We start from the raw sequence: 17,806 nt of genomic DNA, 5'->3' as shown, positions 1-17,806 counted from the left end.
TGGGCTCCTGCGTTATCGGGCCGTCGCGAGGACGGTGTCGGTGGACGGGGTGGTGAGCCGGGAACGGCCCAGCAGTGGCAGTACTTCCTCGCCGACCCGGTAGGCCTCTTCCAGGTGCGGGTTGCCCGCGAGGATGAAGGCGTCGACGCCGAGGTCGATCAGTTCGTCGAGCCGCTGGGCAACCTGCTCGTAGCTGCCGACCAGGCCGAAGGCCGGGCCGCCGCGGATCAGGCTGAATCCGCACCAGACGTTGGGCTGGACTTCCAGATCGCGGTAACCGGTGATGGTTTCGGGCACCCAGCCCTTGATCCGGGCCGCCCCGACGGAGTCGCCCTGGGCGGCACGGTTGGCGGCGTCGCGGTCGACGAAGGCCCAACCCTTCTCGATTTCGGCCCAGGCCGCTTCCTCGGTGTGGCGGGCGACAATGTCGATGCGGACCGCGAACTTGGGTGTGCGGCCGGTGGTTTCGGCGTTGCGGCGGACACCGTCGAACTTGGCGCGCAGGTCCGCGTAGGGCTCGAGCCAGGACAGGTAGTAGTCGGCGTGGCGGCCCGCCGCGGCGACGGCGGCACCCGAGGAGCCGGAGAAGTAGACCTCGGGGAAAGGCTGTCCGGCCAGACCCGGTGGCAGTGCGGCGCCTTCGGTGCCGAAGAAGCGGCCGTCGTGGTCGAAGGGTTCGCCGTCCCAGACCCCACGCAGCACGTCGAGGAATTCGCTCGTCCGCGCGTAGCGGTCGTCATGGGAAACCTTGTCCCCCCACCACAATTGGGCCGGTCCGCCGCCACCGCTGATGATGTTGTAGACGAGCCGCCCGCCGGTGGCGCGTTGCAGACTCGCCGACATCCTGGCCGCCTGCACGGGATGGAGGAAGCCGGGCTGGAAGGCCACCATGAAGCGGTAGGTGGTGGTCTCGGCGGCGAGCGCGGCGGCCACGGCCCACGGGTCGTCGGTCACCGGGAACGAGGGCAGCAGCCCGCCGAGGAAGCCCGCCGATTCCGAGGCCTTGGCGACCGCGGCGACATGGTCGAGATAGCTGTACTGATCGAGTGCGCCGTCGCGGATGGCCGGTGCGATATTTCCGGGCCCGTAGCCGCCCGCGTTGCCCCGGTTGTAGCGGCGCGGGGTGCGCAGGGAGGCGTGGTCGCCTTCCATGCCGATGCGCCAGTAGACGTCGATGGTCATGCGGTGAGCTCCTGCGCGGTGGGGAGGGTGCGGCCTGCCGGGTCGGCGAGGAACAGCAGGTGTTCGCCCGCGCGGTGGATTTCCTCGATGTTGGGGTGGCCCGACAGCACGAAGGTCTGCACCCCTGCTGCCTCGTAGGCCGAGAGTTGCTGTGCCACCTGCTCGTAACTGCCCACCAAGCCGATGCGCTGGTCGTAGCCGAGGGCGTCGAAGCCCGCCCACCGGCCGTCGCCGAGCGCGTGTTCGGTCGCGGCGTCGGGACGGTCCAATTCGGCCCACTGGCGGTGGACCCTGGCCCAGGCTTCGTCCTCGGTCTCCCTGGCGATGATCGGCAACTCGAGACCGACCCGGACCCGGCGCCCTGCCGCAGCGGCCCGCTCCCCCAGTTCGGTGACGGCGGAGGATATTCCGCCGGCCTGCTCGGCGAAGAGGTGGACGTCGCCGTGCGCGGCCGACAATGCCAGCGCGGCGGGCGACGTACCGCTCAGGTGGACGGCCGGGAACGGCAGACCGGACAGGATGCCGCGAAATCCCCCGTCGATGACGTCGTAGTACCGGCCCGCGTAGTCGAACCCGGTGCCCGCGAATCCCGCTGCGCTGATCTCGCTCTCGTTCCAGACACCGCGCGCGACGGTGAGGAATTCCGCGGCGCGGTCGTAGCGCTCGTCGCCGGTGACGCGATCGCCGCGCGAGCGGGCCTCGGCGGCGTCGGTGTCGACAGCCAACCGCCAGTTCAATCGGCCCGCCGAGTGCCGCTGCAGGGTCGCCGACACCTTGGCCGCGTACACCGGTGTGCCGAAGGCGGGCTGGAATTCGACCGTCACCCGGGTATAGCGGGTGGCGCGCAGGGCGGCGGCCGCCACGATCCAGGATTCCTCGCCGAGCGGGTCGTAGGGCGCGAGCACACCGTCGAATCCGTTCAGTTCGGCGGCATCGACGATCTGGGCGAGATCGTCGAACGGACCGAAGCGACCCGGACGTACATCGGTGGTCTCGAGGGGAGGTGTCGGCAGGCCGAAGCCGCCGCGACCGCGCAGAGCCGGGTCGGCGCGCCGACCGTCGCCGCGGCTGGGCAGCCGCCACACGAACTCGGTCATGCGGGCACCCGCTCGGCGGCGACGAGTTCTCGCGCGCGAGCCAACGGCTCAGGGGCCACCCAGGATTCGAGATCGAAATCGGCGGCCAGGAACCCGTGGGTGTAGAGGAACTGCTTCTGTACGCCGAGCAGTTCGACGCGTTCGCCGGTGAGCGAGGGATGCAGGCCGCGATGGAACTCGTCACCGTAGGCCGCGGCGACACCGTCGGGACCGGACAGCGTTTCGCGCTGCAGCACCGCGCGGACTCCGTCGAGATCACCGGCGGCCCAGTCGGCGGCGCGCAGGCTCTGCGCGAGGAAGCCGACGACGACCTCGGGCCGGGATTCCAGCAGGTCCGCGTGCACGGTGATCGGGCGCGGAGTGCCGTTGTTGACCCGCAGGTGCTTGGTGGCCGAGGCGTCGAGATCGACCGCGACGCGCAGCCCGTTCTCCTCGGCGACTTCCTGGGCGCGGGCGCCCTTGACGTAGATGGCGTCGACCTTGCCGTCGAGGAGTTCCTCCACACCCCACGTCGTCGAGCGCCGTGCGCTCTGGATCGCGGTGCGCACCTGCGGATCCCGCTCGACATCGAGCTCGACGACCCGGACATCGGCCAGGGTCAGCCCGGCGGGGCGCAGCGCGTTGGCGAAGCCGTGCAGTGCCATCGCGCGCGGGAAGCTGCGTGCCTGGTCCTGGGCCCATGCGGGGACGCCGATGCGCAGACCGGCCAGGCCCGCCGCGTCGGTGACCGGCGAATCGGGGCCGACCAGGATCGCCTGGGACTCGTCGATCCAGGTGAGCCCGATCAGGCGGGTGGGTGAACCCTGCGCGCGAGCGGCCAGGGCGGGCACATTGCCACCCTCCCGGATCAGACCGGACAGGTCGTGGGAGAAGTGGTGGCCGGCGAGCTCGGGGCCCGCGTCCTGGAGAACGCCGAATTCGAGGCCGGCGCTCGCGGCGGTCTCGCCGAGCCAGCCGAGGCTGTGCGCGAGACCGCTCGCGGTCGGCACGGGGCAGCGGGTGTACCACAGGGTTTCGGTCATGACAGGCTCCTGGTGTGTGGTCCGACGCCGAGCTGGGCGAGGAATTGCGTGCGGTACCCGAGGGTTTCGGGTGCCGCGTGATCGCGCGGGTGGGGTAGATCGATGACCTCGTCGACGGCGAAACGGCCGTGGTCGAGGATGATCACCCGATCAGCGAGGCGGATCGCCTCGTCGACGTCGTGGGTGACCATGAGGACGGCGGGCCGGTGCCGGGCGACGAGATCGCCGACCAGGTCCTGCATCTGGAGCCGGGTGAGGGCGTCCAGTGCCGCGAACGGTTCGTCGAGCAGCAGCAGTTCCGGTTCGCGCACCAGCGCCCTGGCCAGTGCGGCGCGCTGGGCTTCACCGCCGGACAGGGTGGCGGGCCACTGGCCCGCTTTGCCGTCGAGGTGGACTTCGTTCAGTGCGCGCAGACCGGCTTCGCGTTGCGGCTTACCGCGCCGCAGGCCGACGATGACGTTGGCCAGTACCCGCTTCGACGGGATCAGGCGGGGCTCCTGATAGACCGTCGTGCGTCGGGCAGGCACCAATACCTCACCGGCATCGGGGGTTTCGAGCCCGGTGAGCAGACGCAGCAGGGTGGTCTTGCCGGTGCCGCTCGGGCCGAGCAGCACCACGAACTCGCCGCGGCGGATGGTCAGGTCGACTCCGTCGAGAACTGTCTTCTCGCCGAACGCCTTACGCAGACCGGTGATCGATACCGCGACCGGGGCGGGGGCTTCGGTCTCGACTGGGACCGGCGCGGCTGTTGTCGTCGTCATCGGATCGCCACCTGCTTCCGCCATGGCATCGCGTAGCGTTCCGCGAGCCGCACGAGTGCGTCGAACACCAGACCGAGCAGCGCGTAGAGCACGACGCACAGCACCATGTAGTCGGTGCGGTTGTATTCCTGAGCGAGGGTCACCAGGTAGCCGACGCCCTGCTGGGTACCGACCTGCTCGGCGGCGATGAGCGCGGTGATGCTGATCGACAGGCACACCCGCAGCGCCATCAGAATCCCGGGCAGCGCGGCGGGCACGATCACCTCGACCACCAGCCGGGTGCCGGTGAGCCCGAAACTGCGTGCCGCCTCGACCATCTTGCGGTCGACATTGCGCACGCCGAGATAGGTGTAGGCGTACATCGGCGCCGTCGTCGCCACCGCGATGAGCAGGATCTTGTACAGCTCGTCGATCCCGAACCAGGCGATGAACAGCGGAACCAGCGCCAGGAACGGCACCGCCCGCACGATCTGCATGGTCGAATCGACCAGTTCCTCCCCGAGGCTGGACAATCCCGACAGCAGGCCGAGCACCAGCCCGACCGCGACGCCGATCGCCACACCGGCCGCCGCGCGCCCGAACGAGGCGAGCGCGAAATCCACCAGCCGGCCGCTGTCGAACAGTTCGACGAACGCCGACCAGACCGCGCCGGGACCCGCGATCACCCGCGGCGAGATCGCGCCGCTCGCCGACCCGACCCACCAGACCAGCACGATCGCGGCGGGCAGAACGGCGCGCAGGCCGAGTGACAACCATCGCGGCCGCTGCCGGGCGACGCGCGCCCGGGGTGGGGCCAAGGCGAGGGTGCTCATCTCACTTGCCCTTCAGCGCGGCGAGCTGGTCCGGGGTGAGCTTGGATTTCAGGTCGTAGAAGATGTCGGCGGCGGTGATCCGGCGGGAGATGACGCCGTTGTCGGCGAAGGTGTTCACCACGTCGGCCAGGTCGACGGCATCGGATTCGGCGGGCAGGCGGGGCACGGTGACCTCACCGCCGACCCGGACCGCGTCGGCGAGCCGGTCACCGGTCAGCGCACGCGGGCCGGACTTCTCGAAGACGTTCTCGAAGTCGGCGGGCGCCGCCTTCTGCTTCGCGGTGAGTCCCTGCAGTACTTCCAGGTACTTCGCGGCGATATCGGGGCGTTTGTCGAGGACCTCGGTGCGGAACACCACCACGGTGTTGTCCTTGGAGCCGACGGACTTCTCGGTGGCGATCTCCTTGGCGCCCGCGGCCTTGGCCTCCTGGTAGGGCACCAGGAACGAGGCCCACGCGTCGACCTTGCCGGTCGCGAAGGCCGAAGCGGCGTCCTTCTGCTGCAGGGGCACCCGGGTCACCTTGTCGGCCGGAATGCCCGCCTGGGCGAGCGCTTTGAGCGTGATGTACTCGCCCTTGCCCGCGGGATTCACCGCGATCCGCTTGCCCACCAGGCCCGCCACGGTGGTCACGCCCGACTCCGGGGTCACCACGATGCCGCTCTGATCCTGACCCGCCGGGTCGGCCACGGCGACGATCTTCACGCCGACGTCCTTGGACAGCGCGCCGACGACGGGGCTGAACGCGGCGCCGGAGACATCGAGTTCGCTGGTGTTGAACAGCTTCAGCATGGAGCTGAAACCCGGTGTGGTGCTGACCCATTCGATCTTGGCGCCCAGCGGGGCGAGTGCGGCGTCGAAGGTGCCGTCGCGCTTGCCGACCGCGAGCGGGCCGCTGTTGCCCGGATCGGTGACCTTGAGAACGAACGAGGCTTGCGCTCCCTGTTCCGGCGTGGAGTCGGAGCCACACGCCGCGACGAGGGCTACGACGGGGACGATCGCGAGGGCGATCCGCGAGAAGGCCGGCAGCCTGCGGGACATCGGGGCTCCTGTTCGGGGCTGGGGGTTGATGCCTTCGCAGCGTAGGAGCGGGTGTGGTCTCGAACGAGGTATGCCTTTCCACGGATCGGAAAGCTTGACAGCGGTGGACTTGTCGTTCTATGGCGAGTGATCGGGGTTCGCGGGCGCTTGTTTTCCACATAGCGGAAATTTGGGAGGTCGAGCGGTCGAACACCTGTGTTACCGTCGGCTCTGTGGAGACCTCCAGCGTGCAGACCGTGACCAGGGCCCTCTCGGTACTCGACTGCTTCCGCGGCGGCGAGGAGCGTGGAGTCTCGGAAGTCGCCCGCGCCCAGGGCTTGGCGGTCAGCACCACCCACCGTCTGCTCGGTGCGCTCGTGCAGGCCGGGTTCCTGGAGAAGGACGCCGAGTCCAGTCGCTACCGCATGGGTGGCGCGCTGGCCGAATACGGTCAGATCGCCTATCGCCAACACCGGATCTACCTTGCCGAGCCCTACCTCGAGCAACTGGCCGCCACCACCGGAGCGACCGGGTCGGTGGCCACCCGCCACGGCATCCACGCCGTGCTGCTCGGGACCAGCCGGTGGCGCGAGAGCGACGGACACAGGCTCCAGGGCGTGCGACTGCCGTTGCACGCCAGCGCACTCGGCAAAGCGTTGCTGGCCTGGTCGGATGCCAGCGATGACGAATTGCGTTCGCTGCCTTACGAAGAGGGCACCGAGCGTTCGGTGTCGAGCCCCGAGGAACTGCGCGCGGAACTGATCACCACGCGCGAGCGCGGCTACGCGTTCAACGATCGCGAACTGGATCCAGGATTTCGCACCATCGGCCTGCCGATCCTGGATCCACAGGGGCGCTGCCGCTTCGCCCTCGGCATGCGCGGACCCGCGACGCTGATGATCGACGAGCGGGTGCCGTTCTTCGTGGAACTGGCCAAGGTCACCGCGGCCGATATCGCGGCGCGATTCGCCGCCGACTGACGACTTCCCCCGACACCGATCGCGTCACACCCTCGGAAAATGCCGCGCGGAAACCGTCGCGCCCCCGATACCGTGAACCCGAGTGGTTAGTCGATGCAACGAAAGGACCTCGGTGGCTACCGATACCGTGAGCCCGGCTGTCGGTCTGCGATCCGAACGAGGTCCGATCCTGGCCTCGCTCATGCTCTCCACCGGGCTGGTGGCCCTCGACTCGACCATCATCGCCACAGCGGTGCTCACCATCACCGACACTCTCGGCGGGTTCGCGATGTTCCCGTGGCTGTTCTCCATCTACCTTCTCGCGCAGGCCGTGACGGTGCCGATCTACGGCAAGCTCGCCGACATGGTCGGGCGCAAGCCGGTGATCCTGTTCGGGATCGCGGCGTTCGCGGTGGGGTCACTGCTGTGCGGGCTGGCCACGAGCATGGTGGCGCTCATCGCCTTCCGGGCGATCCAGGGCATCGGAGCGGGCGCGATCCAGCCGATGACGATGGTGATCGCCGGTGACCTGTACACGCTGGCCGAACGCGCCAAGGTCCAGGGGTACCTGGCCGGGGTGTGGGCGAGTTCGGCCGTGCTCGGCCCGCTGCTGGGCGGCTTGTTCGCCGACCATCTGAGCTGGCGGTGGATCTTCCTGATCAACCTTCCGCTGTGCGCGGTCGCGGCCTGGATGTTGGTGCGCCACTTCACCGAATCGGCGGTGCGCCGCACCCAGCGCATCGACTACCTCGGCGCGATCCTGCTCACCGTCGGTGCGGGTGCCTTGATCCTCGCCCTGCTCGAGGGCGGTCAGGCCTGGGAGTGGACCTCGCAGGTCTCGCTCACCCTGTTCGTGGGCAGCATGGCGGTGCTGGCGCTGTTCGCGGTCGTCGAGCTGCGGACGGCGAATCCGATTCTGCCGCTGTGGATCTTCACCCGGCGCGTGGTGATCGCGAGCAGCACGGTCTCCCTGCTGGTCGGTGCCGTCATCCTCGGATTGACCTCGTACGTGCCGACTTTCGCCCAGGGCGTGCTCGGGACCACCGCGCTGGTGGCAGGGCTCACCGTGGGTGGGCTCACGCTCGGCTGGCCGCTCGCCGCGACCCTGTCCGGCAGGCTGTACCTGCGCTGGGGATTCCGCATCAGCGGCGTCGTGGGCAGCACGATCGCCGCGCTCGGCTGCGCGACCACGCTGCTCGTCGGCCCGCAGTCGAGCGCATGGCAGATCGCGGCCTCGTGCTTCCTGATCGGCTGCGGCATGGGCCTGGTCGCCTCCCCCACCCTCATCGCCGCCCAGGCCAGCGCCGAATGGCACGAACGCGGCGTGGTCACCTCCGCCAACATGTTCGCTCGCTCCCTCGGCAGCGCACTGGGCGTCGCGCTGTTCGGCGCCATCGTCAACGCCGGCATCCACAACCCCGACCACCCCACACCCGGCGAACTCGCCCACGGCATCCACCTGGTCTTCGTCGCGATGCTCGCCATGGCTGTCGTCATGCTCATCGCCGCAGCGACCATGCCGGGCCGCAGCCACGGCGCCGCGACGATCAGCGCGCCGTGATCCACTGCGCGATGTCGGCCACGACCATCCCTTTGCGGCGGCGCGTCATCCGCAGCCATCGAGGCGGTCTGTGTGTCGCGACCAGCGTCGGTCGGCGAACCTCAACCTAGGTCGTCGAGCTGCTGCGCAGGCACGTCGGGCCTTTCCCGCCCGACGAACTCGTGGCGCATGCCCCGCAGAGAGACGAGACGGCTGCCGAGATCGGCATCGGCCCCGGGTTCGATCCCGAGATCCTCTCGGATCGCACGACGCAGCAGGCGGACGCCGAAGCCCACTGAGTCGTCCAGAAAGCGATAGAGTGCCGCGACCTCCGCAGCGTCGTCCTCGTCCAGCTCGAGCGCTGTGCGATGGGCGATGTCGAGGCAACGATTCACCTCGGACGCGAAATCGAGCGCTCGATCGGACACCACCATCTGCGCACGGGAATAGCTGACGCGCAACGCTTCCCGCGCTTCCTCGAACCTGACGAGATCAGGAGTGCGCCCGCCGCTCTTCTCGTCGAGATAGTGCCGGATAGCCGTTCGACAGGAATGCGCCGTGGTGTTGAGATCCGCGTAGACCGCGCGCTTCTCGTCGGTGGCCTCTTTCCGGGCGAGTTCCCGCAGTTCCTCCGCCCGGTTGTCGCGCTGCACCTTCGCATCGATTCGCTTGCTACGAATCGCGAAAGCCTGCGTCACGATGCCGCCCCCGAGCGTGCCGACAACCGTGATCGAGGCAACCGCCACATTGGTCCAATCCATGGTGGCCATTCTCTCTGCACCCCAATAAAATTCACCACCCGCGCGACCATTCCGCGGCGCCACGGCGGTAGGTAGCTTCCTACCATGGTGGGAATCGGCAATTCCGAGGACAGGACCGCGGACGAAGTCCAGCGCCGGAAGCGACGAGCGGGCTCGTTCGGCGCGCAGGCAGCCGTCTACGCCGAGCATCGGCCGGACTATCCGGAGGCGGGGATTCGGTGGGCGCTGGAGGCCGTCGCGGAACGGGATGGGGTTGTCGTTCTGGATTTGGGGGCGGGGACGGGCAAGCTCACCGGAGGCTTACTCGCTGCGGGGGTCGAGGTGATCGCGGTGGAACCCGATGAGGCGATGAGAGCTGAACTCGTTCGCCTCTATCCCGGCGTGACGGCGCTGTCCGGGGCGGCGGAGGCGATTCCGCTGGCCGACGGGTCGGTGGACGCGGTGCTCGCCGGGCAGGCGTTCCACTGGTTCGATCAGGCGCTGGCCTTTCCCGAGATCGCGCGGGTGCTGCGTGCGGAGGGGGTGTTCGCCGCGATCTGGAACAACGACGACAACAAGGTCGACTGGGTCGCGGGGCTGCGGGACGTCTCGCGCTCGTCGGCCTCGTTTCCGCCGTCGTCGTCCGATGACGCGCTGCCCGCGCATCCGCTGTTCGAGCCGTTCGAGTACGCCGAGTTCGCGCACAGCCAGCGGCGGACCGCCGAATCGCTGACCGCGTCCATCGGCACCAATTCACACACCGTGGTCATCTCCGCGCACGAACGAGCCGAAGTGCTCGGCCGGATCCTCGACTACCTGCGTGCGACACCGGAGACCGCCGACGGCGAGTTCGATTTCCCGCTGCGCACCGAGGTGATCCGCACGGTCCTGGGCCCGAATTCACCCCGGTGAGCGCCGATCACGGACACGAATGAACCCGCGCCGGACCGCGGGTTTCACCGTGCCGAGGTTCGCCGCCGCCATGACCGGACTCGGCTGTCGCGCCCGCTATGCCGAGCGTTCCTCCGATCTGCGCACCACGTCGACGATTTCATCGGAGGCGAATTCGACGACGCGACGCACGCGGGAGTTGGCGACCGGCGCCAAGTCCACGACGATCGACGCGCCCGCGGCGGGTTCGGTGATCGCGGTGATGCGGTCCTGGAGGAAGCCGCCGTCGGGGACCGGGACGCGGATGATGTCGCCGACTGTCAGAGCTTCGGCGCGGATTCGGCCACCGGTCGCGGTGGGATCGTGCGTGCCGCAACGGGTGTGGCCGACTGTTGCACCGAGGCCACGTTCGGCGATGGTCCACCAGACGGGTGAGTCGGGATCTTCCGGGCCGATTCGGGTGTGCCAGGACAGGATCCGGTCGCGTTCGGCTTCCGCGTCGGCGCGAGTCTCGTGCAGGGACAGCTGGCGCCGGACCGGAGCGTTGCGGGGCCGGGTGGTGCCCGCGGCGCCGTCGACGACCAGGATCCAGCGGGCGCCGACGGCTTCGTCGCGGCGGGCGGTGACCCGTTTGGCCAGGGCGAGGCCCGGCGTGGCGCCGAGTCGGTCGGCGGCCTCCTCGATGCTCTCGACCAGCCCCAGCGCACGCAGCAGTTCGGCGACCGACAGTTCCGAGGTGGCCAGTTCCTGGGCCAGCGCGGGCATGGGGGTGCGCCTGCGCCAGCCGATGCGGGCGCAGTGCTCGTGGCGGGTGAACCACAGGCCGCTGCGGGAGCGGCGGTGATGGTCGATCACCACCGCCCACCAGTCCCATTCCGGTTCGGCGACAAGGCGTGTGCGGATCCAGCGCTCCCGTTCGGCGGTCGGTACCCGTTCCTCCGGCGGCACGAAGTTGCGCAGCGCGGCGCGCACCGCCGATTCGGTACGCCCGACTGTGATCGCCGTGCGGGCCAGATCGGCGCCCGCACGCAGATCGTCGGCCAGTATCCGGTATTCCGATTCCCGCCAGGTGGTTCCGTGCTGGCGTGGCGGCCGCAGATCGCCGCGGTTCTCGTCACTCATCTCGTGTGCCCCCGTTCTCGCACCGCCCGGCCACACTCGCGTCCGGGCTGGTTGTGTGACACTTCGACGATACCGAGGGGGTACGACAGAAAACGGCTCTCTGCCAGCGGCTTTCCAGCAAACGGAGCTATCCGGTGTGCACCGCGTCGCGACGGCCGAAGGCGTAGTAGCCCGCGCAAACCAGCGCCGCCCAGACCGCACCGACGACCAGCGCGGTGCGCCCGCCATCGGTCCACAGCAACAGCACCACGACCAACCCGAGGAAACCCAGTGCGGCCCATGTGGTGACAGGAGCGCCGGGCAGCCGGTAGTCGCTGCCGGGCAACTCGCCGGCCCGAACCTTGGCGCGATACTTGATGTGGCACACCAGGATCACGCTCCACACGACGATGATGCCGACGGTACTCACCGAGGTGATGTAGGTGAAGGCCTTGTCCGGCGAGATCGCGTTGACGACCACCCCGATGACCATCGCGCCCGCCGAGGCGCAGATGCCGGGGAACGGCACCGCCTGCTTGCTCAAGATCGCGAACTTCGCGGGCGCTTCGTCACGCAACGCGAGGCTGCGCAGCATCCGGCCGGTGGAGTAGATGCCCGAATTACACGATGAGAGTGCGGCGGTGAGCAGCACGAAGTTGATGATGCCCGCTGCGGCGGGGATGCCGATCTGCTCGAAGACCTCGACGAACGGGCTGCGCCCGGCGTGGAAGCTGCGCCAGCTCGCCACCGACATGATCACCACGAGCGCACCGACGTAGAACAGACCGATCCGGAACGGCAGGGTGTTGATCGCCTTGCGCAGCGTGGTCTTGGGGTCGCGGGCTTCTCCCGCTGTCACGCCGACCAGTTCGACACCGACGTAGGCGAACACGACGATCTGCAGCACCAGCAGGGTCTGACCGAACCCGTGCGGGAACATGCCACCGTCGGCCCACAGGTTGGTCACCGTGGGATCGGCGGCGTGGCCGAAGCCGAACACCAGCACGCCGATACCGATCAAGATCATCGCCAGGATCGCGGTCACCTTGATCGCCGAGAACCAGAACTCGCCCTCACCGAAGAATCGCACCGAGATCAGGTTCGCGGTGAACAGCACCGCGAGCACGACCAGCGCGGTCACCCACTGCGGGATATCGAACCAGTACTGGACGTAGTGGCCGGCCACGGTGATCTCGGCCATACAGGTCGACACCCACACCGCCCAGTACGACCAGCCGGTCGCGAACCCGGCGAACCGGCCGAGGAACTCGTGCGCGTATTCGGCGAAACTGCCCGAGACCGGGCGGTAGGTCAGCAGCTCGCCGAGCGCGCGCATGATGACGAAGATCGCCAGCCCGGCGGCGAGATAGGCCAGGATCAGCGACGGACCCGCCTGTTCGATCGCCGCGCCGGAGCCGTAGAACAGGCCGGTGCCGATCGCACCGCCGATGGCGATCATCTGGATGGTGCGCGGGTTCAGGCCGCGTTCGTACCCCTCCGATTCGGCCGCAGGGGCGGACGCCACGGGGGCGTCGGTGGATAGGCCGGAGCCATCGGCTGACATGGAGCAGTCCTTCCGTCGCGTCGATCAGTCGTGCACGCTACCGCCCCGCAACCGTGGCCGGTGTCACCACCACCGGTGCGCGGAAATACCGGCAGTCCGTCGCGGGTTGGCCTCCATAGGGGTAATACACAACTCGAGGAGGCTCATGAGCGCCGTCACGCTGTCGGTTCTGGATCTGGCACCGGTGCAATCGGATGCGACAGCCGGTGACGCGTTGCACGCGACGACCCGCTTCGCACAGCACGCCGAGGAGCAGGGCTTTCGCCGATTCTGGGTGGCCGAGCACCACAACATGCCCGGCATCGCCAGTGCGGCGCCGGCGGTGGTGCTGGCGCATCTGGCCGCGTCCACCTCGCGGATCAGGGTCGGTTCGGGCGGGGTGATGTTGCCGAATCATCCGCCGCTGGTGGTCGCCGAACAGTTCGGCACACTCGAGTCGCTGCATCCCGGACGGATCGATCTCGGGATCGGCCGCGCACCCGGCACCGATCCGGTCACCGCGCGCGCACTGCGCCGTAGCGCCGAAGGACTCGGTGGTGACGCGTTTCCCCAGGAACTCACCGCGCTGATCGGCTTCTTCCGTGGCGCCGATCCGAACGGGATCGTGGCGAGCCCCGGCCTCGGCGCGGAACCGCAGGTATGGCTGCTCGGCTCGAGCGGCTACAGCGCCCAGGTCGCCGCGGTGCTGGGTCTGCCGTTCGCGTTCGCCCATCACATCGCCCCCGACAACACCGTCGCCGCGCTGACGCTCTACCGCGACAACTTCCGGCCGTCGCAGACCCTGAGCGAGCCGTACACGATCGTGGCCGCGTCCGCGATCTGCGCCGACACCGATGCCGAGGCAGACCGCCTTGCCGCACCCCGCGATCTCGCCTTCGCCAATCTGCGCTCGGGCCGCCCGCAGGCACTGGCCACCCCGGAGCAGGCCGCGGGCTTCCCCGGCACCGACGCCGAACGCCACTTCGCGGCGCAGCGCCGGGCCGCGCAGTTGCAGGGCTCGCCGGAGACGGTCCGCGCCCAAGCCGCACAACTGCTCGACGCCACCTCCCCCGACGAGCTCATGCTCAACATCCTCGTCTACGACCTCGACGCCCGCATCCGCTCGCTCGACCTGACCAAGAAGGCGATCGACGGCTGAGCGGTTGCCTGACTCAGCGCAGCCGGAATCCCCTGGCGGCCAAGGACTCCCGCAACCGGTGGCGGCCGTTGAGGGAGGCCGCCGAGGCCAGCCGGGCGAGGGTGCGCTCGGTCCACGAGAACGGCAGGCCCTGGTCGGTGTAGATCTCGCCGATCCGCTGTTCGTACTCGGCGACCGGCTCGCGCTGGACAGGAAGGTCGTAGGTCTCGTGATGCAGCACCGCCGTCTGCGGTAGGCGCGGCTTGACCCTGGTGCCCTCCGCCGGGTCCGGGTGGCCGACAACCAGGCCGAAGACCGCGAAGACGTGGTCGGGCAGATTCAGCTCGGCGGCAACCGCTTCCGGGTCGTTGCGCAGCGCGCCGATGTAGACGGTGCCCAAACCGAGGGATTCGGCGGCGACCACCGCGTTCTGTGCGGCGAGCGCGGCGTCGACGAAGCCGACGTAGCTGGATTCGAGATAGTCGGCGCCCTCCAGTGGTGCGTCGTGATCGTCGGCGAGCTGACGCAACCGGGCGAAGTCGGCAGTCCAGACCAACAGCACGGGCGCCTGCTCGATATGCGCTTGACCGCCCGCGATCGCGGCCAACCTGGACCGGCGCGCCGGATCACGGACCTCGATGACGCTCCACACCTGCAGGTTCGACGACGTCGCCGCCGACTGCGCGGCCGAGACCAGCAGCCGAATCGTGTCCGGCGATACGGGATCCGGGAGATAGCGGCGCACCGACTTGTGCGCGTGCAGCACCTCGAGCACCGGATTCCACTGGGCCGGAATCTCGGTGGCCGGGTCCGCGTAACGCTGCTGTACGGGGTGGGCGGGGCTCGGTGCGGTCTGCGTCATAGGGATATCGTCGGCCAACTCGCCGCGGCCGTCTGCGGTAACCCTCACCGTGAACCGAACGGCTGCCTCGGTCCGGCCGGTCGATACAGTGGACGCGGGGAGCCCACCGACTGGTGGGACGAAGAGAGTGCGTCATGGGCAAGGTGTTCGATCGGATCGACGACAAGTTGCGGGCGTTCATCACCGAACAGCCGATGTTCTTCATCGGCACCGCGCCGTCCGTCGGCGGCCACGTGAATGTCTCCCCCAAGGGCTATCGCGACACCTTCGCCGTGCTCGACGACCACACCGTCGCCTATCTCGATCTGTTCGGCAGCGGCTCGGAAACGATCGCCCATCTGCGCGACAACGGCCGGATCACCGTGATGTTCTGCTCGTTCACCCGCACCACCCGCATCCTGCGGCTCTTCGGCGCGGGCCGGGTGGTGCGCCCCGACTCCGACGAATTCGACAGGCTGCGTGAGCATTTCGGCACCGGTCACACCGGTATCCGTTCGGTGGTGGTGATCTCGGTCGACCGGATCGCCGACTCGTGTGGCTGGTCGGTGCCGAAACTCGAGCTCGTCGAGGAACGCTCGATCCTCGACGAAGCCCATACCCGCCGTACCGACGCCGATTTCGCCCGCCGGATCGCCGGCGACAACGCCACCAGCATCGACGGGCTGCCCGCACTCGAGCCGGATCATCCGGTGCCGTCGACCGTGCGGCGCTGAGGTCAGCTCGCCGGTACCGAGGTGACCGCGATCGCCGGCTCGGACAGGCTACCGAGGTAGAGGGTGCCGTTGTGTTCGGCCACCGCGGTGACCAGCGCGTAGTCGGCGCCGTCTCGCTGCAGGTCGTGCACGAGGGTGCCGTCGAAATCGAACGCGAGCACCCAGACCGAACGAACGGGCGCGGGCGTCAGGCGATCCGGCAGCGCGTCGACCAGTCGTCGCAGGATCCCCGGGAGCGGGAAGAGCCTGTCCAGCAATGGGTTGCGTGGGGAGACGATACCGACCCAGACCAGTCCGTCGCTGCCCACCAGCATGTTGTCGGGTGAACCGGGCAGGTTCTCGGCGACGTAGTCCGTGGTGCCCGCGCGCGGACCGGTCAGCCAGTAGCGCGTGATCCGGTAGGCGCCGGTCTCGGCGACCAGCAGACAGGATCGGTCGGGGGCCAGGACCACGCCGTTGGCGAACTGGAGACCGTCGACGAGCACCTCCAGGTGTCCGTCCGGATCGCGGCGGACCAGCGCTCCGCTGCCGGAATGTTCCAGAATGTCGGTCATCCACTCCTCGAACGGCCACCGCCGCGACGAGATCGAGAAATAGATCGTGCCATCGTCGTCGCGAATCACGTTGCTGGGGAACGCGATCGGGACACCGTCGAGCTCGGCGACGACGACCTCGAGTTCCGCGCCCGCCTCGGCCAGCCGGAGGATGCCCCGACCCGCGACGCAGATCAGCAGTGCGCCGTCGGCCTCGACGTGCATGCCCAGCGGCCTGCCGCCGGCGTCGGCGATCCGCTCGACCTCACCACCGGCCGGATCGACGCGCCAGATCGCGCCGTCGTCGGTCCCGGTGACGATCCGGCCGTCGGGCAGCACCACGACATCCTCCGGGCCGTTGCCCGGCAGCGGCAACAGGCGGGTCGGCGGCATCGGCGGATCGCTCTGGGTCTGTCGCGCACGAGCGGTGGGGCGTGGCGGAGTCCAGCGGTGAGGGCGCATCTGCATGCCCAATTGCTACCACGATGCGCGTCGCCACGGGCCCGGTGGCGGAATGGACGGCACCGCAGGCAGTTCTGCGGCAGTCCGGTTCCACGGTCGGCGACGCACGAGCCCGCGGGCGGTTAAAGTGCGGCGGTGAACACCGGATCTGCCAGCTCGCTGCTCGATCGTCTCCTCGCACCCCAGCCCGCACCCGCCTGGTGGTTGGTGCTCGCCACCGCCGCGGTGGCGTTGATTCTGGTCGGCTACCGACCGCTGTGGCGGCTGACCCGCGCCGCGGTGACCGTGGCGCACGAGGGCGGGCACGCGTTGGTCGCGCTGCTCACCGGGCGCAGGCTGCACGCGATCACCCTGCACACCGACACCTCGGGGCTGACCGTGTCGAGCGGCAAACCGAGTGGTCCCGGCATGATTCTCACCGCGGCCGCCGGATATCCGGCGCCGGCGCTGCTCGGGCTCGGCTACGCGGCGCTGCTCGGGACGGGCCGGGTCACGGTGATGCTGTGGGCGACGCTGGTGATGCTGGCGGCGGTGCTGATCAAGGTACGCAATGTGTACGGGCTGCTCACCGTGTTCGTGCTCGGCGCACTGGTGTTCGGAGTGTCGTGGTTCGGCAACGATCTGCTGCAGGCCGCGTTCGCGTATCTCGCGGCGTGGTTCCTGCTGGCCGCCGGGGTGCGGCCCGTCTTCGAGCTGCAACGCAGCCGGCGCAGGCAACCGGGGCGAACGGACTCCGATGCCGACCAGCTGGCCCGGTTGACGCATCTGCCCGCGGTGCTGTGGGTGTTGTTCTTCAGCGCTGTGTGCCTGGCGGCGCTGGTCGTGGGCGCGATGTTGATGCTGGCCCCGGTCGAGGAGCTGCACCCGCTGCTTCAGCGGTGATCGGCGATCCAATGGTCGACGGCCTCGGTGACGAGCACACTCGGCGGCTGCAGCGCGTTGAGGGTGACACCCGCTTCGTCGGGTTGCAGCGGTTCGAGGGTGTCGAGCTGGGAGTCCAGCAGGATCGTCGGCATGAAGTGACCGAGTCGGCCGGTCATCCGGCGGAGCAGTTCCTCGCGGGTGGCGGCCAGGTGAACGAAGTAGGTCTGCGGCGCCTTCTCGCGCAGGCGGTCGCGATAGGCCCGCCGCAACGCCGAGCAGGTCGCCACCCCGCCGGTCGCCTGGTGCTCGGCGAGCCAGTTCGCGACAGTGTCGAGCCAGGGCAGCCGGTCCTCGTCGGTGAGCGGGATGCCCGCGGCCATCTTCTCGATATTGGCCAGCGGATGGAAGTCGTCACCTTCGGCGTACGGGACTTCGAGCCGGTCGGCGGTCAGCGCGCCGACGGTCGTCTTCCCACACCCCGACACGCCCATCACCACGATGACAGGTTCGACCACAGCGACCTCCTCGTCTCCACAGCACGCCCACGCATCCTGCCCGACCGAGGGTA

18 protein-coding genes are annotated in these 17,806 nt (G+C 69.1%); 6 read left to right on the top strand and 12 right to left on the bottom strand.

The genetic code is table 11. The features are described 5' to 3' along the window. Positions 1-12: 12 nt before the first annotated feature. The 6 genes from ACFULV_RS17035 to ACFULV_RS17010 are packed head-to-tail and all read right to left on the bottom strand — an operon-like array spanning position 13 to position 5,913. The gene (locus ACFULV_RS17035) at positions 13-1,182 is read right to left on the bottom strand and encodes an LLM class flavin-dependent oxidoreductase (protein ID WP_378657612.1); all 1,170 of its coding nucleotides are present in this window, start codon (positions 1,180-1,182) and stop codon (positions 13-15) included. After that, positions 1,179-2,279, bottom strand: coding sequence for an LLM class flavin-dependent oxidoreductase (locus ACFULV_RS17030; protein WP_378657609.1), 1,101 nt, complete (start codon positions 2,277-2,279; stop codon positions 1,179-1,181). Before ACFULV_RS17030 ends, ACFULV_RS17035 begins: the two co-directional genes overlap by 4 nt. Next, positions 2,276-3,301 carry an ABC transporter substrate-binding protein gene (locus tag ACFULV_RS17025; protein WP_378657607.1) on the bottom strand — a complete coding sequence of 342 codons (1,026 nt, stop codon included), beginning with the start codon at positions 3,299-3,301 and terminating at the stop codon, positions 2,276-2,278. The genes ACFULV_RS17030 and ACFULV_RS17025 overlap by 4 nt, the downstream gene beginning before the upstream one ends. Continuing rightward, a complete protein-coding gene (locus tag ACFULV_RS17020; RefSeq protein ID WP_378657604.1) occupies positions 3,298-4,062 on the bottom strand; it encodes an ABC transporter ATP-binding protein in 765 nt (254 codons plus the stop codon). The genes ACFULV_RS17025 and ACFULV_RS17020 overlap by 4 nt, the downstream gene beginning before the upstream one ends. Continuing rightward, entirely contained in the window at positions 4,059-4,874 is an 816-nt protein-coding gene (locus ACFULV_RS17015; RefSeq protein ID WP_378631083.1) for an ABC transporter permease, read from the bottom strand. Before ACFULV_RS17015 ends, ACFULV_RS17020 begins: the two co-directional genes overlap by 4 nt. A 1-nt stretch (position 4,875) precedes the next feature. Next, on the bottom strand, positions 4,876-5,913 hold the full coding sequence (locus tag ACFULV_RS17010; RefSeq protein ID WP_378657601.1) for an NrtA/SsuA/CpmA family ABC transporter substrate-binding protein: 1,038 nt from the start codon (positions 5,911-5,913) through the stop codon (positions 4,876-4,878). A 212-nt stretch (positions 5,914-6,125) separates the two neighbouring features. On the opposite strand from ACFULV_RS17010, the gene ACFULV_RS17005 reads away from it, so the two are divergent. Next, entirely contained in the window at positions 6,126-6,872 is a 747-nt protein-coding gene (locus ACFULV_RS17005; RefSeq protein ID WP_378657598.1) for an IclR family transcriptional regulator, read from the top strand. A 112-nt stretch (positions 6,873-6,984) separates the two neighbouring features. Continuing rightward, complete coding sequence (locus tag ACFULV_RS17000; protein ID WP_378657596.1) at positions 6,985-8,412, top strand: MDR family MFS transporter; 1,428 nt, start codon at positions 6,985-6,987, stop codon at positions 8,410-8,412. Between the two features lie 101 nt (positions 8,413-8,513). Here the strand turns inward: ACFULV_RS17000 and ACFULV_RS16995 are convergent, their stop codons facing one another. Beyond that, positions 8,514-9,152, bottom strand: a complete 639-nt coding sequence (locus tag ACFULV_RS16995; RefSeq protein WP_378657595.1) for a hypothetical protein — start codon at positions 9,150-9,152, stop codon at positions 8,514-8,516. A gap of 84 nt (positions 9,153-9,236) precedes the next feature. Here ACFULV_RS16995 and ACFULV_RS16990 point away from each other — a divergent pair, with 84 nt between their 5' ends. Continuing rightward, positions 9,237-10,043 (top strand): class I SAM-dependent methyltransferase, encoded by an 807-nt coding sequence (locus tag ACFULV_RS16990; RefSeq protein WP_378657592.1) that lies wholly within the window; start codon positions 9,237-9,239, stop codon positions 10,041-10,043. 96 nt (positions 10,044-10,139) lie between these two features. Here ACFULV_RS16990 and ACFULV_RS16985 read toward each other — a convergent pair whose 3' ends face one another. Together ACFULV_RS16985 and ACFULV_RS16980 are read right to left on the bottom strand one after the other, a co-directional pair. Continuing rightward, positions 10,140-11,144 carry a hypothetical protein gene (locus ACFULV_RS16985; protein ID WP_378657589.1) on the bottom strand — a complete coding sequence of 335 codons (1,005 nt, stop codon included), beginning with the start codon at positions 11,142-11,144 and terminating at the stop codon, positions 10,140-10,142. Between the two features lie 127 nt (positions 11,145-11,271). Next, the gene (locus tag ACFULV_RS16980; RefSeq protein WP_378657587.1) at positions 11,272-12,687 is read right to left on the bottom strand and encodes an amino acid permease; all 1,416 of its coding nucleotides are present in this window, start codon (positions 12,685-12,687) and stop codon (positions 11,272-11,274) included. Positions 12,688-12,832: 145 nt separating this feature from the next. Between ACFULV_RS16980 and ACFULV_RS16975 the strand changes: the two genes are divergently transcribed. Further along, the gene (locus ACFULV_RS16975; RefSeq protein ID WP_378631070.1) at positions 12,833-13,825 is read left to right on the top strand and encodes an LLM class flavin-dependent oxidoreductase; all 993 of its coding nucleotides are present in this window, start codon (positions 12,833-12,835) and stop codon (positions 13,823-13,825) included. Positions 13,826-13,838: 13 nt separating this feature from the next. Here the strand turns inward: ACFULV_RS16975 and ACFULV_RS16970 are convergent, their stop codons facing one another. After that, the gene (locus ACFULV_RS16970) at positions 13,839-14,666 is read right to left on the bottom strand and encodes an NADPH-dependent oxidoreductase (RefSeq protein ID WP_378657585.1); all 828 of its coding nucleotides are present in this window, start codon (positions 14,664-14,666) and stop codon (positions 13,839-13,841) included. Between the two features lie 134 nt (positions 14,667-14,800). Here ACFULV_RS16970 and ACFULV_RS16965 point away from each other — a divergent pair, with 134 nt between their 5' ends. Further along, the gene (locus ACFULV_RS16965; RefSeq protein ID WP_378631067.1) at positions 14,801-15,379 is read left to right on the top strand and encodes a pyridoxamine 5'-phosphate oxidase family protein; all 579 of its coding nucleotides are present in this window, start codon (positions 14,801-14,803) and stop codon (positions 15,377-15,379) included. 2 nt (positions 15,380-15,381) lie between these two features. Here the strand turns inward: ACFULV_RS16965 and ACFULV_RS16960 are convergent, their stop codons facing one another. After that, on the bottom strand, positions 15,382-16,380 hold the full coding sequence (locus tag ACFULV_RS16960; protein ID WP_378657583.1) for an SMP-30/gluconolactonase/LRE family protein: 999 nt from the start codon (positions 16,378-16,380) through the stop codon (positions 15,382-15,384). Positions 16,381-16,509: 129 nt separating this feature from the next. Between ACFULV_RS16960 and ACFULV_RS16955 the strand changes: the two genes are divergently transcribed. Then, positions 16,510-17,256 carry a M50 family metallopeptidase gene (locus tag ACFULV_RS16955; protein WP_378657580.1) on the top strand — a complete coding sequence of 249 codons (747 nt, stop codon included), beginning with the start codon at positions 16,510-16,512 and terminating at the stop codon, positions 17,254-17,256. Here the strand turns inward: ACFULV_RS16955 and ACFULV_RS16950 are convergent. Then, positions 17,247-17,729, bottom strand: coding sequence for a gluconokinase (locus ACFULV_RS16950; protein WP_378657894.1), 483 nt, complete (start codon positions 17,727-17,729; stop codon positions 17,247-17,249). The two genes, ACFULV_RS16955 and ACFULV_RS16950, sit on opposite strands and share 10 nt — an antisense overlap. Between the last annotated feature and the right edge of the window lie 77 nt (positions 17,730-17,806).

The organism is Nocardia sp. NPDC057272, from assembly GCF_042668615.1.
Classification (GTDB): Bacteria; Actinomycetota; Actinomycetes; order Mycobacteriales; family Mycobacteriaceae; genus Nocardia.
The sequence above is the reverse complement of the archived record's forward strand: the minus strand, read 5'-3'. Positions and strand labels throughout refer to the sequence as shown.